The organism is Halobellus limi, from assembly GCF_004799685.1.
GTDB classification, from domain to species: domain Archaea; phylum Halobacteriota; class Halobacteria; order Halobacteriales; family Haloferacaceae; genus Haloquadratum; species Haloquadratum limi.
Map to the genome: position 1 here is coordinate 91,980 of NZ_CP031313.1, position 17,135 is coordinate 109,114.

Here is a 17,135-nt window from a genome sequence, read left to right on the forward strand (position 1 = left end):
AAAATAGCTCTATATTCCGATCTAATTTGGATTTCCGAATTTGATCCGAACTATTTTTGTAGTTGTGACTTGATTACGGGACAATGGCAACTCCCGAACAACTGACTGACGGCGCTCATTTCGATGTCGAGAACATTGGCGGCATCGATCACACCGAAGTGGATATTCCGCCCGGCGTGACCGTCCTCACGGGAAAAAACGCGACAAACCGAACCTCCTTCCTCCATTCCATTATGGCCGCGATGGGAAGCGAGCGTGTCTCCCTGAAAGGCGACGCCGAGGACGGCCGCGTCAAGTTGACCCTCGATGGCGCCACCTACGAGCGCACGCTCACCCGCGCCGGTGACGGCGTCTCCTTCGAGGGCGACGCCTACCTCGAGGACCCCGAGGTGGCCGACCTCTTCGCGTTCCTGCTGGAAACCAACGACGCTAGACAGGCCGCCGCCCGCGGCGAACAACTCCGCGACGTCATTATGCGCCCCGTCGACGTCGACGCCATTCGCTCCGAAATCCGCCGTCTCGAGGAAGAGAAAGACGGTATCAACGACGAACTCGCCCGCATCGAATCGAAGAAACGGGAACTCCCGGAACTCGAACAGCGCCGGACGCAACTCCGGGAGAAGATCGAGAACAAGCGCGAGGAACTCGCCGACCTCGAAGACGACATTGACGACAGCAGCCGCGATGTCGAAGAAGGCCGCAAGGAACAGGCCGAACTTGAAGAGAAACTCCAGGAACTCCGCTCGACCCGCTCGGAGCTGGAATCCGTCCGCCGGAAGATCGAGCGCCAAGAAGAGAGTATCTCCTCCCTGAAACGCGAGCAGAACGAACTCGAAGACGACCTTGAGGAGTTGCCCGAGACGCCGATGGGCGACCACCGCGACCTCGAATCGGAGATCGAGCGTCTCCGCGGCGAACGACAGGACCTGAACTCCGAAATCAACGAACTTCGCAGCCTCATCCAGTACAACGAGGAACGGCTGGAAGCCGAGGACTACGACCTTCTAGAGGACGGCGGTGCGGCCGCCGAGAGCGGTGAAAGCTCGGTGACCGACCAACTCGTCGCCTCCGACTCCGAAACGGTGGTGTGTTGGACCTGTGGTTCGTCGGTCGAGCGCGAACAGATCGAGTCGACGATCGAGCGACTGAAATCCCTCCGCACGGAGAAAGTCGAGGACCTGAACGACGTCAAGAGCCGCCTCGAAGACCGGAAGGAACAACAGCGCGAAGCGACGAAGAAACAGCGCAAGCGCTCGGAAATCAAGCAGAAATTCGAGGACATCGAATCGGAACTGGACCGCCGCGACGAGCAGATCGACGCGCTGAAAGCGAATCGGGAATCGCTGACCGACGAGGTCGAAGACCTCGAATCCGAGGTTGATAGCCTCGAATCAGCGGACTTCGAGGAGATCCTCTCGCTGCACAAGGAGGCGAACCAACTGGAGTTCGAGATCGACAGTCTCGAATCCGATCTCGACGAGGTGACAGAGGAGATCGAGTCGATCGAAGACGACGTCGAACGCGCCGAAGACCTCCGGGAGAAGCGCGCGGAACTGGTGGACGAACTCACCGACCAGCGGACGAAGATCGATCAGATCGAAGCGGAAGCCGTCGACTCCTTCAACGAGCATATGGAGTCGATTCTGGACCTCCTGGGCTATGAGAACATCGAACGGATCTGGATCGAGCGGATCGAAGACGCTGGCGCGAGCGAGGGGCAGACGCGCTTCGAGCTCCATATCGTGCGGACGACCGAAAACGGTGCGGCCTACGAGGACACGATCGCCCACCTTTCGGAAAGCGAACGTGAGGTAACGGGACTGATCTTCGCGCTGGCGGGCTATCTCGTCCACGACCTCCACGAGACGGTGCCGTTTATGCTGTTGGACTCGCTAGAAGCGATCGATTCCGATCGGATCGCCAGACTCGTCGAGTACTTCGCCGATTACGCGGACTACCTCGTTGTGGCACTGCTGCCCGAGGACGCCCAAGCGCTCGACGACGACTTCACTCGCGTGACGTCGATTTAATCACAACCGGGTGTTGTGTTCAAAAGGAATTTGTTTGGGACTGAGGCCCGTCTCATTCATTTATTATACTGTACCGTACTCTGGTTTAGACGATGTAGAGAACGACTCTCTCCGGTGAATTAACTGACCTCTGAGTCAGTCCCCCAAGTAGTGTGCTCTCTCGTCTCTCGTGTTTTACAGATCCCTCGTAACACAGACTAAACGCACTGTATCTGGCAAACCTTCACCAGCGGTCGGGCGGGGAGCGGCAGGCTATCGCCATCGCGCGAGCGCTCGTGTCCGACCCGGACATCGTCGTGATGGACGAACCGACGTCGGCGTTGTCGACCGATTCGGCCGAGCGAGTTCAAGATCTCATCAAGTCACTGCAGGACGAGGGACTGTCTGTCATCGTCATAAGCCACAATATGGACGAGATATTCAGTCTCACCGATCGGATCACTGTACTCGACAACGGGTCGCTCGTCGGATCCGTCGACACGGATGACGTCAACCGCAACGACATCGTTCATATGATGGTCAACGGTGAACTCCCCGAAGGCATCGAAGAGGCTGACGCCATCTGAGCGGAAGGTTCTCCCTCTCACTCGCCGGCGACCTGTTCGTACGACTCGACGCACCCACGACCACGATACGTCGTGACAGCCAGTTCTGTTTCGATAGTCTCGCCCGCCTCAAGGTGGTTCAGCGTTTCCGTTCCGTCCTCGCCCTGCGCTTCCACCGGGTTCGTCGCCGGCCATCCGGTCGACAGTTCCAAGCCGACAACCCGTTCGCGACCGAAGAACGGCGACGACTCGAAGCCACCGAGAGCTCGCCAGGACCACACTGACTCGAACAGCGTCTCGTCGAAGGAGACAGCGACCCCGAGGTCGAGGTCGGGATTGGTGACTGCGTACCATCCGCTCTCGAGGTCGTGTAGATAGGCGAGATCGTGTATTCCGGCATCGACGTTCTCGATACGGCTCATATCGTGGCCATCCTCGTTCGTCGGCCACTCGAAGCTCTCCCCCTCGGCGAGCGGTGACTCCCCTTGTGGCGCCTCGTCAACGGTCACCGTCACGCCGTCGAGGTCGATTCGAGTCCCATCGGCGAGGAGTGGACGTCCGTACGCTACGTGCTGGAGCCACGCGTACGGTAACTCGACTGTCCCGAGATTCTCGACGGACTCCGTCACGGACAGGGTCGAACTGCCACGGTCGAGGCGGAGTGTACGATCGACGGCGAACGGATACCGGACGAGTTCCGTCGAGAACCGAACGGCGACAGCGTCGTCGGATTCCTCCAAGACGTCGTAGTCCCACGGAAGGAGTGACGACTCCCTATGAATCCCATATTCAGCGCCCGCCGCGGCGGGGTCGTTCCCTCCAAACGGAAGGCAGTCCTGCCAGCCACCGGGATAGTAGTCCATCCAGGCAGTCCCGGTGTCGCGAGACGGTCGGTAACTCCCGTCGACGGGCTGCCAGTTGTGCGGTGCCTCGAACAGGACGTTCACGTCAGATTTCTTGTCTCGTATCTCGAGTACGTCTGCCCCTTTCTCGGGCGAGACGACGACGCGGAGCGACTCGTTTTCTATGACGACGGTGTCGAGGCCACCGTACTCCTCGGTGTTCGATGCGTTCGGAAACGACATAGCTTCATCCAGATCAGGTTGATGCTTAATATTCATGTTGCTTCCTATTAGGTCATTGACCAGATTGGCGGATTGAAGTAGACAGCGAATGCTTGTAGCCACGTCTCTCTGGTTTCGGGACGGGCGTGTCTGAAGTGATTGGCGAAGGCTTCAGGTCCGCGTTTCAGTCCCTTGAATACACGCTCGACAGCATTCAGATTCCCGTGGGTGAGGTGTTGGAATCGGAGCGAATGGCGATGGCAGCCGCCTGCAGCCAGGGTGCCCCATCGACCAGAAAGACGCGTCGTTAACGAGATGTTCCTCGCGGAGTTCTGTGAGGAATATCTCGGTCAGCGCTTGGGTGCTGGTCGGGAACAATCGCACGTGCAGCAGGCAAGTCGTATCGGGGGTCAACCGTCGCAAACAGCCAGTAACGGTGGTCATTCACGCGAATTACCGTCTCGTCAACCGCGGCGTAATGCAGGTTCTGTCCCTCTGTGGGCTGTAGGTTGGCCTTCTGCACCCAGTTGTGAACAGTGGAGCGACATCGGCCGACACCCAGGCTTGCGAGGACAGAGACGGTATCCGATAGCGACAATCCCGCCAAATGCAGTTGGATACCCAACTTCATCGCCGACTCGGGTGTCGCCTCTCGCTCCACAAAACCTAATTCTGGAAAGTCGCTACCACCGCTGAGGCGGTCCGGTTTTAGCATAGGCACCAACAATCTACGACCGCCTCACTTTTCCACCTTATTTGAACAGTACCTCAGACTACCTTTGACCGCTGTAGATAGCAACGCGGTTGGACAGAATTCGACAACTGAATCGGGCCTCGGCAAACACAGAGGCTATCCGGCTCTGCCGGATAGCAGGCGAACAGATCCACGCAGCAATCCGGAAATGTGTCTGACTAGCTCTGTTGAAATCCTTCAGCGTTGATATTGAGGAGAGGAACTCTTCCAACCAGATAACACGGTTCCGGTGAAAACTGGCTTCTCAACAAACCGCAAGACAGCAAGCGGATTTCAACAAAGCTGTTTGACTCTAATCGGAATAGATTAATCGAGGATCGTTCCCAAAATGCCGGCCTATGGACTGAAGATAACGTGCGTACACTAGTTATTATCCAAGGACGCCAGTGAATTCTATATCATCTTCATCCGCTATCACCGGATGATTTCTTTTTCATAACCTGAGACGAGAGTCCGGTCCCGATACTCAGCGAAGACATCCACAGAGTTGATCGACCGTATCCAATACCGGCGATCTGTTCCACTTCGAAACAGAGTATGAGAAATACTGACTATCACTCTATCATTGAAAATATAAAATTCTGTGGTATATTACGATTATTCCAAACGGTATTAAGGATTGTATATGCGGTATTTCGAGTATAGAAAAGATATTTTGGGAATATATCCACTATCCGGTAATGCCGTAAATTCTAAACCCGAGTGCTTACTGGGAGAGAGTATGAACGACCAGAAAGCACCGGCCGAAGCGGCGAAGACCAGCTTGGAAATCGTGGATACGCTTATACGACTCAACGGTGCGGGGGTGTCCAAACTTGCCGAGTGTCTGGATAAGCCAACGAGCACGATTCACGACCACCTCCAAACGCTGACCTGCGAAGAGTACCTCATCAACGAGAACGGGACTTACCGTGTCGGCTCCCGATTCCTTGAGTTTGGAGAGCAGGTGCGTTCGCGAATGAGGGTATATCAGGTGGCACGCCCCGAGATAGATAATCTCGTGGAGAGGACCAACGAGACGGTCAACTTGATGATCGAAGAGCACGGACAGGGAGTGTACCTCTAAAAGGCCCGCGGGAAGGATGCCGTTCACTCTCGACACGCACGCGGGCAAGCGAGTGCCACTCCATACGACCTCTCTCGGTAAGTCGATAATGGCGAATCGATCCCGCGAAGAGGTAGAGGCGATTATCGACAAACACGGTCTGGAACAGGTGACCGAGAATACCATCACCGACCGCGATGAGTTGTTCGACGAACTCGGAACGATCCGTGAGCGCGGCTACGCGTTAGACGACGAACAGCGGGTTGAAGGAGTGCGGTGTGTCGGAGCACCGATACTTGACGAGTCGGATAGAGCAGTGGCAGCGATAAGTGTGACGATGCCGAAGAATCGGTTGACCGGTGAACAGTTCGAGGAAGAGCTCCCCGAGATTATACTCGAAAGCACGAACGTGATTCAGGTGAACCTCACCTACTCGTAACACGACTACCTCGTCTCGGGCGACTACCGTTCATACGGTGCGTGTTCAAGTACCGTGGCTGATGGGAGCGTCGAAACGAGTAGCAATAGCAGTCATCACCCGAGCGATAGTTTCACCGGTCGTCGACGAGGTGGTTCTCAAGACAGTAACGCACACCCGGCAGATCGAATCGAGAACTGCGCTCTGTAGTCAGCCCGCCGTGTCGACGGCGTCGAGCGAACCAAGATTGTCAGTTCCGCGGTTCCCGCTCGACCATCGTCAGGTGATCGAAAACGCACACCGTCTCGCCGTCGTCGTTTTCGGCCTCATACCGGTAGTCGACGCGGCCGAACTCCTCATCGCGAACTTCTTTGTTAACGACTTCTCTGCTGACGGTCAGCGTGTCGTCAACCATCGTCGGGGCCGGGAACCTGACGTGGTCGTGACCGTATGTAAACGCCTTCGGGTTGAGGTCAGCGATAATTGACTCTGCGACTGCAGCGACAAGATGTCCATGAGCGATCAACCCGCCGAACTTCTCTTCGGCGTAAGGTTTGCTCGTGACCGCCCGGTGAAAGTCCCCCGACACACCACAGAAGTTGATGATGTCGGCTTCGGTGATCGTCCGGGCGTCTGTCTCTGTCCACGTTTCCCCTTCGGATATCTCGTGAAAGTAACGGTTGGTGTCTTTCGCGGGTGCTCGCATAGCAGAGCCTCGTACTCCGGTTGTGACAATAGTTGTGTCGATATCTCAATCGAATGTGTCAGAAACCAAGGCATCCTGATAGAGCCGGATCGATGACAGGTGATCGAGAGTACCGCGAACCGTTCTGGAAAGGCTTTGTTTCAGATAATGGCGTTACTCATCAAGGGTCTGTTCCGTTTAGAAATCAGATTTCCAGCCAACAGGCCGACGGAAGCGGAACGACGTGACAGCTGACGGGTCCGCAATCCGAATGAGAGGTCCTCGCTGCTGGCAGTGCGCCGCGGTCGATCTCAAGACGGTTATCTGCTATCTGTGCGACCCGCCCCTGAGAGAAACCTCTGAAAACTTCAAACGCGCCAGCCTCAGAATCGAAGAACGCGGTTACCGGATTCGCTTTCCGCATCGGTCATCTGACCCACCCAGTGCCTCCGATATGAAACTTTATGTCACGTAACGACTAACGGATCGAGTATGAGTATCGTGAGCGAGTTTCAGCATTCGCTATCAGAAGCCGATGCTGACTCCGTCGTAACCACACCACAGTCTTTCGAGTCGACGCTTTCCCAAGTCGTAGATACCCCTGCTGTGGGAGCATTGCTCCCTTTCGACTCGGTTTCGTTAGCCCGAACGGAAGTCGCGACGGATCCCACGCCATCCCAGCTCGAGGGCGCGGTGACGGGCGTCACCGGCTCCCGGCTCGGTATCGCCACTCTTGGGACAGTTGCCGTCGAGTCACGGACTGCAGGTGACGAGTACGTTTCGCTGTATCCGGAGAAACACGTCGTCGTGATCAAGGCGACGGATCTCAAACCGGATCTCACTGCGGCCTTCGAGTGGCTCGAAGCGGAATTCGAAGCGCAGCACCGTTCGTTCGTCTTCGCTACCGGGCCGAGTGCGACGGCCGATATGGGGGCGCTCGTTCGGGGCGTCCACGGTCCGCGGGACGTCTGCGTTATTATCCTCAGTGACGATGAGTAACGATTCGTCACCGCTCGACGCGGAGCGGATCAAGCGACTCCTGAAGACGGAAAGCGAGGAGATAAACAAGCACACGCGTCACTTCAACGCGGAGCGGTATCGGGCAATCGAGGAAACTGGTTCGGAGACGTACGAGCTGTATCGCACAGAAGCTCGCGAAATCAAGGAAGACGCGATCGAACGACTCCCGGACCTGATCGAGCAGGTGAGTCGAGCCGTCCGAGACAACGGTGGATCGGTGTACGTCGCCGACGACGCCGACGACGCGAACGATTACGTCACTGACGTGGTCGCGGACGAGCACGCGGACACGATCGTGAAATCCAAATCGATGACCACCGAGGAGATCGACCTGAACGACGCACTCGAAGCGTGTGGCGTCGACGTCTGGGAAACCGACCTCGGTGAGTTCGTCGTTCAGGTCGCCGATGAGGCACCGTCCCACATCGTTGGACCGTCGTTACACCGCTCCCGAGAGGATATCACGGAACTGTTCGAACGGGAGTTCGATACCGACGAGGCGCTGGACTCTGCGGAAAACTTGACTGCATTCGCTCGAGAGTATCTCGGTGAGCGCATCGACGAGGCCGACATCGGAATCACGGGAGCGAACTTCGTGATAGCGGAAAGCGGGAGCATCGTACTGGTCACCAACGAGGGAAACGCCCGAAAGTGTGCGTCGATCCCGGACACGCACGTGGCGGTCGCGGGTGTCGAAAAGATCATTCCCGGTATCAGCGAACTTCGCCCGTTCGCGGAGCTCCTTTCCCGCGCTTCGACGGGGCAAGACATCACGCAGTACCTCTCGATACTGACGCCGCCAGTCGACACACCCCCGATCGATTTCGAAGCTCGAGGTGCTATCAACGGGGGGAATATCGAGGCATCCCGCGATTTCCATCTCGTGCTCATCGATAACGGCCGTCGACAGATGCGCCGAGATGACGACCTCCGGGAGACACTGTACTGCATCCGATGCGGAGCATGTGCGAACTCCTGTTCGAACTTTCAGAGTGTCGGTGGTCACGCGTTCGGCGGCGAAACCTACACGGGTGGTATCGCCACCGGATGGGAAGCGGGAGTCGAGGGATTGGACACCGCCGGGGAGTTCAACGACCTCTGTACGGGCTGTTCACGCTGCGTGAATGCCTGTCCGGTAAAAATCGACATCCCGTGGATTAACACGGTCGTGAAGGATCGAATTAACCGGGGGAACGATCCAGGGTTCGAGGATCTGCTCGTCGAAGGACTCAGTCCCGACGGCGAAGGCGGGGGAGTACCACTCCGAAAGCGCTTGTTCGGTAACTTCGAGGCGATGGCAAAGCTGGGAAGCGCGACGGCCCCCGTATCGAATGCCGTGGTCACGTCGTTTCCCGTCCGGTGGGCGATGGAACTCGTGCTCGGAATCGACACGCGTCGCAATCTACCGTCCTTTGAGCGTGAGACGCTTCGCAAATGGGCGAGTAAACGACGATTACAGGCACAGACTGAAGAACCACTGCGTCGTGTCGCGTTGTATCCCGACGTATATACGAATTATGTGGACGTCGAGCGTGGCAAGGCAGCCGTCCGTGTCTTGGAGTCTCTCGGTTGTTCGGTCGAAGTACCTGAAGTCCTGGGGTCGGGTCGAGCACCGCTCTCACAGGGGATGATTTCGACAGCGACTGAGAAAGCTGAACAGGTCACGGATGCCCTTCTCCCGTACGTGGAAGAGGGATACGACGTGGTCGTGATCGAACCGAGCGATGTCGCGATGTTCCGTCGGGAGTATCAGAAGCTACTCCCGCCCGATCAACATAAGCCCCTCGCAGATGGCTCATACGAGGTGATGGAGTACGTCTATGGGTTGCTCGAAAACGGGGCGAAAGCCGAAACTCTGACCTCGGGATACGGAAGCGAAGTCGCGTATCACAGCCACTGTCAGCAACGAACTCTCGGGTTAGCGACGTATACCGAGACAGTGCTGGACCTGTTGGATTACGATGTAATGACCTCTGATGTGGAGTGCTGCGGGATGGCCGGGAGCTTCGGATACAAGACCGAATACTACGATCTGAGTGTGGACGTCGGTGAAAGGCTCGCTGAACAGTTCCGATCAGATGCGACTGATCGGCCCGTCGTCGCTAGCGGTATCTCTTGCGTTGATCAACTCGATACACTCCTCGCAGACAAACCGAGACATCCAGTCGAACTACTCGATCCGGCACAAAAGAACTGACACCCACCGGCTATCCTGTAGGTACGACGAACCTCTGATCACCCACGGTTCTAGCCTGAATGATTACTTTTCGCCGTTCATTTTGATATCCCCTCTTGTTCGACTTATCACCCAAAAAGTATCAATATATTTCTAGTACTTGGAAGGATTTCGAATTACATTCGACAATACCGGATTGCAATACTGTTCTTTCGTATAGCCAATTCTCGTTTTGAGAGCCGTTTTCAGATGTTTTTGCCCAATTATACCATTTCCCACACAGAGGGGTCGATTATCACGTGTGCATCAGTTAGAATATCCCGCAGTCGACAGTGTCGTAAAATATACGTTCCAGATGGATACCGAGAATTCGACGGACCCGTCAAGCACGAGTGACACGCTTCCGGAACGACCCGGTCTCGTCTCTCTCGGTCTGGCTCTGGGCGTTCACTCGGGAAGCGATCGTCAAGGAGACAACTTCGACGCCAGTGAGTTGATTGGAAAGCTACCAGGTGGAATACCGGATCAGCATCCCAACCGCTGTCCCGCCGAGGATGCCGAGGTTGCTACCGGGACTGCCGATCAGAGCCTCTCTACCGGGGAGGTATTGTTTCGATTAGCTGATTGAAGCAGACGGAAAACGCGTGCAATCACGTTTCTGCAGTGTTTGGATCAACGTGTCTGAAGTGGTTCGCGAACGGGTTTGTTCGGTGTTTCAATTCTTTGAAGACACGTTCGACGGCATTCCGATTCCCGTGGGTGACGTATTGGGATCGGAGCAAGTGGCGGTGGCAGACCGCCTGCGGCCACGCGGACCATCGACCAGAAAGGTCGCGGCGAAGACGAGATGTTTCTCTTGGAATTCTGTGAGGAACGTCTCGGTACAGCAGTCGTTCTGGTCGGGAAAGGTCGCACGTGCAGCACGCGATTCGTGTCGGGGCCAACCGCAGCAAACAGCCAGTAGCGCTGATCAGTAACTCGAATTACAGTCTCATCAACCGCGACGTCATTCGGGTTCTCGCCCTCTGTGAGCTGTAGCTCGGGTTTCTGGGTAGGTGACACCGGTTGACACCCAAGCTTTCGCGGACTGGGACGGTATCCGCCAGCCATAACCCCGCCAAATGCAGTTGGATACCCAGCTTCATCGCAGGCTCGGGTGTCGCCTCTCGCTCCACAAAATCCAACTCTGGCCAGTCGCTACATTCGGTGAGGCGGCGGATTTCCGGCATAGGCACCAAGAAACTACGGCCACCTCACTTTTCGACCTAATCTGAACAGTGCCCCGGAGACAACACCGAATTTTATGTGTAGTAGGGTGAACACCTGCGGTATGGGTCCGACAATCACACGTATCGAGATCACAGAGTTCGAGTACCCCCTTGAGGACATCGGCACCGATGGGAACGGCTTCAACCTCGTTTACGAGCCTGGGTCTACCCTAGAGAGCTCGCAACTGGCACTCAGGGTTCACACTGACAGCGGCGTCACCGGGGAGTACGTACTGGTGACGTCGACGTCGCCGGACCAGATCGAGACGTTCGCGAACTACCTGATCGGGCGGGACGCCTTCCGGCGTGAGCGCCACTGGAGCGAAATAAAGCGCGGCCTCCGGAAGTACGACCGTATGGGAATCGGTCCGCTCGACATCGCGCTGTGGGACATCGCTGGAAAGGTTTACGATGCGCCGATTCACGAACTGCTGGGGACCTACCGCGAGCGGCTGCCGGCCTACGCCTCGACGTTCCACGCCGACGACGCAGGCGGCCTCGACTCTCCAGAGGCCTACGCGGATTTCGCCGAGCAGTGCCAGGAACTCGGATACGGCGGCTTCAAGATCCACGGTTGGGGAGGGAGCGACGCTAACCGCTCGGTCGAGAAAGAGATCGCAACGATCCACGCCGTCGGCGAGCGGGTCGGCGACACGATGGATCTGATGGTCGACCCTGCTTGCGAGCTGGAGACGTTCGCCGACGCACTGAAGGTGGGACGGGCCTGTGACGGAGAGGCGTTCTTCTGGTATGAGGACCCGTTTCGGGACGCCGGTATTTCCCAGCACGCCCATCGAAAACTCCGTCAGAAGATCGATACGCCGATTCTCCAGACCGAGCACGTACGGGGGCTAGAGACCCACACCGACTTCGTCGCCAACGAGGCAACCGACTTCGTCCGCGCCGACCCCGAGTACGACGCCGGAATCACAGGAGCGATGAAGGTCGCTCACGCTGCCGAGAGCTTCGGGCTCGACGTGGAGTATCACGCCCCTGGCCCAGCTCACCGCCACTGTATGGCCGCCACGCGCAACTCCAACTACTACGAGATGGCGCTGGTCCACCCCGAGGTGGAGCTGCCCGCGCCACCGGCGTACGAAGGCGACTACACCGACGCTCTGGATGCTGTCAACGCCGACGGCACCGTATCGGTTCCCGATGGGCCAGGCCTCGGAGTCAACTACGACTGGGACTACATCGAGTCTAACGCGATTGAGACGGTGGTTTACGGGTAGTGCCGTATCTTAGCGCCGAGGGAGAACACTGGCCCGGTTCCGGGACTGGCACCGTTCGGAGTGGGTAATCGGAGTATACGACAAACGGTCGCAACTACGTTCTAATTCGATCGATCGAGTGGCAATTTCCACCGGAGTGTACTACCTGTCTCCGGCACAGACCTGGTGGTCGCCGTCCTCCCACGGGGGTCGATAAGTGAAAGTTCAGAAACACCGAGAAAGCAGTTATGCCATCAGTTGACGCGGGATGTAGGTGACAATCTCCGGGAAGAAGATACTGAGTAACAGGACTACGATAATCGGCACGTAATACGGGAGAACACCCCTCATCACTTCGTTGAGGCTGGCATCCGTGACTTTCTCCAAGACGAACAGGATGATTCCGAACGGCGGCGTCAAGAGGCCGAGGAGTAACGCGAGTAACATCACGACCCCGAAGTGGATCGGATCGATGTTCACGATAGTCACCAACGGCATTATAATCGGCACTAGCACGGTCATCGCTGCGATGGTGTCCATAAACGTTCCCACGACCAGGAAAAGGACCGTGAGCGAGAGCAGTAGTATCGTGGGATCCGTAGAAACGCCCGAGAACCCATCGACGAGTAGCTGTGGGAGTTGTAGTTGGAGAGCGGCTAATCCGTAGAGTGACGCGACGGCGATGATAAACGTCAGCGAGACCGTCTCGATCATACTGTCTCTCATTTCTTCATACAGTATATCGAGCGTCAACTCGCCGTAAACGAAGTAGCCAATAACGCCGATATAGACGACAGCGATGGCTCCCGCTTCGGTCGCAGTGAACTGCCCGCTGAGGAGTCCGCCGATGATCAATATCGGTGTGAGTATGGCGAATATCGCTCGCTTGAACGTCCGCCAGACTTCGGAGACCTCGAACTCGTAGTCGGGCTCGAATCCGTGGTAATAACTGAGCGCCACGACGAATATCATTAGTGAGAGACCCATAATGATTCCCGGAAGGAAGCCTCCGAGGAACAGTTTGCCGATAGATTCCTCTGCGAGGACCCCGTAAATGATGATAGCGACACTCGGGGGGATCAGTGGGCCGATCAACGCGGACGAACCGGTGATTCCGAGGGCCGTTTTTTTATCGTACCCGTAATCCCGCATCGCCGCATACTCAATACGACCGAGGCCGGCAGCGTCAGCGGTCGCCATTCCCGACATCCCGGCGAAGAGCATACTCGCCACGATGTTCACGTGGGCAATTCCACCCCGGTAGTGGCCCACAATTGATCCGGCGAAGTCAAAGATTCGCTTGGTCATCCCGACTCTATTCATCAGCCTTCCAAGGAATACGTAAAACGGCACAGCCAACAGGGGATAACTGTTTACCCCGAAGAACAGCTGGTTACTGATTAGAGTGAAATTGATATCCTGGCCGAAAGGCAAAATCCACATAATAATCACACTCGATCCCATCGCGATAGCGACGGGAACGCCGATCGCATACAGAGCAAGGAGGCTACCGAGGAATAGGCCTCCGACGATTAGTAGTTCAGACATCTTCTATTCCCTCCTGCTGTGAATCGGGTTTTGTGTCTTTGTTTTGCATTTGAACAATCGTATCATAAATGTGTTGCAGTTCGTAAATAAGCATACCGAGCAAGCCAACACCGATTCCAAGATAAATGTAGCCAGAGGTAATTCCCGACACCGCACCAACTGAGGTATTCCAGTTTCCGCTTGTGCTCAGCATAGTCCCATAGACGGCGATAGTTAGAAAAGCAATCACTATGAGGTCTGATATGATATTGAGCCCGATACGGAGTCGGGGGTAGAACTTACCAACCCAATCGAGGACGAGGTCGATAGAGATGTGTTCTCGATTACGTGTTGCGACAGCACCCCCAATATACGTCATAATAATCAGAGTGAACCTTGCAACAGGCACGGTCCAATTGGCGTCGATAAACCCTAAGAAGGGGATCTGCCTCACCAGCACCTGAACCGTGGTCAACAGCAGAGTCAGTCCGAAAAGCGCGACAGCGGTATATAAGAATACCCTGTCTAAAACATTTTCCTTTTTAATACTTAAAGACTGGTCTGCTTCCATAGGTTCTTGACCGGATGATTAATATTTAAACATTACGGATATCTTCCCACGTATGCGCCCACTCACTATCGAAGAGGTTCTGGATAGCTGGTTCAGCAGCATCTGCGAATGACTGCCGGTCGGCGTCCTGATTGATCGTGATTCCGTGCTCGCTCTCGAACGTGTCGATATGGCCTTGTTCTTGTTCCTGCGCCATTTCAGAGGCGTGATCTGTTGCCTCATCTCCTGCTTTTTGGACGATGTCTTGGTAAGTCTCGTCTAGTCCCTGGTAGAACTCTTCATTGAGATATATATTCCCAGTCGTGATTTGGTGACTCGTAATATTCAGGATATCGAAGACTTCGAATAGTCGGGCAGAGTTGAGGGCACCAGGCGGTGCTTCGATAGAGTCGACTGTTCCAGTTTGCATCGCACTGTATACCTCCGTCCATGCGATCGCAGAGGTGTCGAAGCCGATCTCGGAGAAGATTTGGACCCACGGAGGAATTTCGGACACCCGAAGGGAAAGTCCTTCAACGTCCGCAGCGGAAGCCACTGCGCCGGTTCCCTCTTTCGTACAGAGATGGCGTGCACCCCGGTATACCATATTCCCAACGGGACGCTGGTTCCCGTTCTCGATGATCTGATCGTACCCATCCGACATCAAGTCGCTATCGTGGAGGCGCAGAATGTGGTCGAAGCCTCCCATCACGAATGGGTTCGCGAAAAAGAAGTACTTCGGCGCGTATTGAAGGAACGGGAACGTACCTTGGCTGTGTGCTTCCACGCCCCCCTCTGCGACGAGTTCACTGATTTCGTCCTCGGCTCCGTACGCACCGCCGGGTGAGATACTGACAGTGAAATTACCGTCGGATTCCTCCTCGACTATCTCTTTAAAACGAGTCGCGGCACCGGCGACGAGTACGTGGTTTTCGGCGAAGGTACTCGCAATCTCCATACTCACTTCGTCTAGTTCCCCACCGCCGCTACTCCCAGTGGTACCACCGTCATTACCTCCGCTGTCTCCGTCACCACCCGAACTATCTCCATCGCCAGAGCCACCGCCGTCTCCGTCTCCTCCGCCGCCGGAACAACCGGCGAGTCCCCCAGCGAGAATACTGGTACCAAGTGCTTTCAGATAGGGACGCCGTGATAACTTTCGATTGACGCTGTCCGGACTCGAGCTACTTTGGCTGATATCACCTGTCATACCTACGGCTTCGGATATGATTACCCACCAAATATATCTTTTGGTGCAGAATTCATTGGGGGGATTGTACTGGCGCTCGTGCTACTTACATATCTGAACACTCTTGATAGGGCTAATTAAGTGCACAGCGGCCAGAAAACTACTTTTGAGGGTCCGATTCCCCCCCAATGCAAAATGGGTTTTCACGGGTCGCTTCAGAATGCTGTCCATCTCTGAAAATATGGGTACGGTTAGTATTATAATAGTCTACTGAAAACATCTATCTATGAGCTCGCCAGTTCATGTCGAATGGGACGAAAATGTAGGAGTCATCACTATCGATCGCCCAGATCAACTTAACGCGCTCACGACAGAGGTCAACAATCTCATCTTTGACCACCTAACGCAGTTAGAAGAAGTCGGTGTGACGGCCATAATTCTTGAGACAACCGGAGACCGTGCATTCGTAGCCGGGGCCGATCTCAAGGAGATACACGGAATGCCGGACCGGGAGTTCGAGGCCTATCAAAAGAACGCGCGGAAGACGAACGATTACATTCGAGAGCATCCAGCTCTCGTCGTAGCAGCAGTCGACGGGCTCGCTTACGGAGGCGGTTGTGAACTTGCGTTGGTTTCTGACGTGGTTGTCGCCGATGAAAGCGCTGAATTTGCGGTTCCAGAAGTGAAGCTCGGACTCGTGCCGGGCGGCGGAGCAACTCAGCGCCTGCCTGATGTTGTCGGTCCGAAGAAGGCCAAAGAGATGTTGACTACCGGTAAGCCGATTTCAGCAACCGAAGCAAAAGAGTGTGGCTTCGTGACACGTTTGGTAGAAACCGGAAGTGCAAATGAAGCGGCCCAAGACCTTGCTACCGAGGTAACGAAGAATGCTCCATTAGCGGTGCAAGAGGCGAAACGACTCGTCAATTCGTCACGTAACACCCCTATGGAAACCGGGCTCTCTTACGAGCAGGAAGTGACGTTCACTCTCTATAATACTGAGGACACACAGGAAGGGATTGACGCATTCATCAACGACCGTGAGCCCTCTTTCGAAGGGAGATAAGAGACCAAGGCAATAGAGAGTTTGTTATTCAACCGATCAGTCGGGTATCACTCGCTCACTGATCGGGGTTTTCGGATCGCCGCTCGACGAGGGTCGTGTGTTCTCCCACATAGAGGGTTTCCCCATCTTGGTTCGTTGCCTCGTAAGCATAGACGACTTTTCCGTAGTCGTCGTTGTATATGTCCCGTTCGACGATTTCCCGGCTTACGGTCAGGGTATCTCCGATCATAGTCGGCGTTGGGAACCGGATTCCGTCGTGACCGTACGTGAACGACTTCGGATTCATATCGGCGATCGTCGCTTCCGCTATCGCAAATATAAGCGCTCCGTGAGCGATACGGCCGCCGAACTGCGAGTCTTCCATCCGAGTCTTACTCATATGATACGGGTGGAAGTCACCCGAAACACCGGCGAAGTTCACGATATCGGCCTCCGTGATCGTCCTGGCCTGTTCAACGGTGTACTGCTCTCCGTCTTCGATCTCCTCGAAGTATCGATTCGTGTCCTTTGCGGGTGCCTGAGTCGACATCGTTGCTATATCTTCCGTTGGGGTCAAAAGCTTTTAGGTTAAAAACAGTTCAGTCAGA

12 protein-coding genes and 3 pseudogenes are annotated in these 17,135 nt (G+C 55.6%); 7 read left to right on the forward strand and 8 right to left on the reverse strand.

From position 1 onward, the window contains the following. Positions 1–83 precede the first annotated feature (83 nt). Together DV707_RS16825 and DV707_RS16830 are read left to right on the forward strand one after the other, a co-directional pair. A complete protein-coding gene (locus DV707_RS16825; RefSeq protein ID WP_136361922.1) occupies positions 84–2,030 on the forward strand; it encodes an archaea-specific SMC-related protein in 1,947 nt (648 codons plus the stop codon). A gap of 212 nt (positions 2,031–2,242) precedes the next feature. Beyond that, entirely contained in the window at positions 2,243–2,596 is a 354-nt protein-coding gene (locus DV707_RS16830; RefSeq protein WP_268806884.1) for an ATP-binding cassette domain-containing protein, read from the forward strand. Positions 2,597–2,613: 17 nt separating this feature from the next. On the opposite strand, the gene DV707_RS16835 is transcribed toward DV707_RS16830, so the two are convergent. Continuing rightward, positions 2,614–3,660: a DUF4432 family protein gene (locus DV707_RS16835; protein ID WP_160113951.1), complete on the reverse strand. Its 1,047-nt coding sequence runs from the start codon at positions 3,658–3,660 to the stop codon at positions 2,614–2,616. A 47-nt stretch (positions 3,661–3,707) separates the two neighbouring features. Beyond that, positions 3,708–4,354: pseudogene (locus tag DV707_RS16840) on the reverse strand (IS6 family transposase). A 760-nt stretch (positions 4,355–5,114) separates the two neighbouring features. Between DV707_RS16840 and DV707_RS16845 the strand changes: the two are divergent. Then, positions 5,115–5,877 (forward strand): annotated as a pseudogene (locus tag DV707_RS16845) (IclR family transcriptional regulator). 229 nt (positions 5,878–6,106) lie between these two features. Here DV707_RS16845 and DV707_RS16850 read toward each other — a convergent pair. Continuing rightward, positions 6,107–6,562 carry a MaoC family dehydratase gene (locus DV707_RS16850; RefSeq protein ID WP_103992573.1) on the reverse strand — a complete coding sequence of 152 codons (456 nt, stop codon included), beginning with the start codon at positions 6,560–6,562 and terminating at the stop codon, positions 6,107–6,109. A 471-nt stretch (positions 6,563–7,033) separates the two neighbouring features. Between DV707_RS16850 and DV707_RS19225 the strand changes: the two genes are divergently transcribed. After that, complete coding sequence (locus DV707_RS19225) at positions 7,034–7,540, forward strand: LUD domain-containing protein (RefSeq protein ID WP_103992572.1); 507 nt, start codon at positions 7,034–7,036, stop codon at positions 7,538–7,540. After that, positions 7,533–9,758 carry an LUD domain-containing protein gene (locus DV707_RS16860; protein ID WP_103992571.1) on the forward strand — a complete coding sequence of 742 codons (2,226 nt, stop codon included), beginning with the start codon at positions 7,533–7,535 and terminating at the stop codon, positions 9,756–9,758. The genes DV707_RS19225 and DV707_RS16860 overlap by 8 nt, the downstream gene beginning before the upstream one ends. A gap of 629 nt (positions 9,759–10,387) precedes the next feature. Here the strand turns inward: DV707_RS16860 and DV707_RS16865 are convergent. Beyond that, positions 10,388–10,966, reverse strand: a pseudogene (locus tag DV707_RS16865) (IS6 family transposase). A gap of 101 nt (positions 10,967–11,067) precedes the next feature. Between DV707_RS16865 and DV707_RS16870 the strand changes: the two are divergent. Further along, positions 11,068–12,240, forward strand: coding sequence for an enolase C-terminal domain-like protein (locus DV707_RS16870; RefSeq protein WP_103992570.1), 1,173 nt, complete (start codon positions 11,068–11,070; stop codon positions 12,238–12,240). A gap of 225 nt (positions 12,241–12,465) precedes the next feature. Here DV707_RS16870 and DV707_RS16875 read toward each other — a convergent pair whose 3' ends face one another. From DV707_RS16875 to DV707_RS16885, 3 genes are read right to left on the reverse strand one after another with little or no spacing between them, the layout of a single operon-like run. Further along, a complete protein-coding gene (locus DV707_RS16875) occupies positions 12,466–13,767 on the reverse strand; it encodes a TRAP transporter large permease (RefSeq protein WP_103992569.1) in 1,302 nt (433 codons plus the stop codon). Next, positions 13,760–14,317: a TRAP transporter small permease gene (locus DV707_RS16880; RefSeq protein ID WP_103992568.1), complete on the reverse strand. Its 558-nt coding sequence runs from the start codon at positions 14,315–14,317 to the stop codon at positions 13,760–13,762. Before DV707_RS16880 ends, DV707_RS16875 begins: the two co-directional genes overlap by 8 nt. A 25-nt stretch (positions 14,318–14,342) precedes the next feature. Next, positions 14,343–15,506 carry a TRAP transporter substrate-binding protein gene (locus DV707_RS16885; RefSeq protein WP_136361924.1) on the reverse strand — a complete coding sequence of 388 codons (1,164 nt, stop codon included), beginning with the start codon at positions 15,504–15,506 and terminating at the stop codon, positions 14,343–14,345. Between the two features lie 265 nt (positions 15,507–15,771). Between DV707_RS16885 and DV707_RS16890 the strand changes: the two genes are divergently transcribed. Beyond that, complete coding sequence (locus DV707_RS16890; RefSeq protein ID WP_103992566.1) at positions 15,772–16,548, forward strand: enoyl-CoA hydratase/isomerase family protein; 777 nt, start codon at positions 15,772–15,774, stop codon at positions 16,546–16,548. Positions 16,549–16,603: 55 nt separating this feature from the next. Here DV707_RS16890 and DV707_RS16895 read toward each other — a convergent pair whose 3' ends face one another. Further along, positions 16,604–17,077 (reverse strand): MaoC family dehydratase, encoded by a 474-nt coding sequence (locus tag DV707_RS16895; RefSeq protein WP_103992565.1) that lies wholly within the window; start codon positions 17,075–17,077, stop codon positions 16,604–16,606. Between the last annotated feature and the right edge of the window lie 58 nt (positions 17,078–17,135).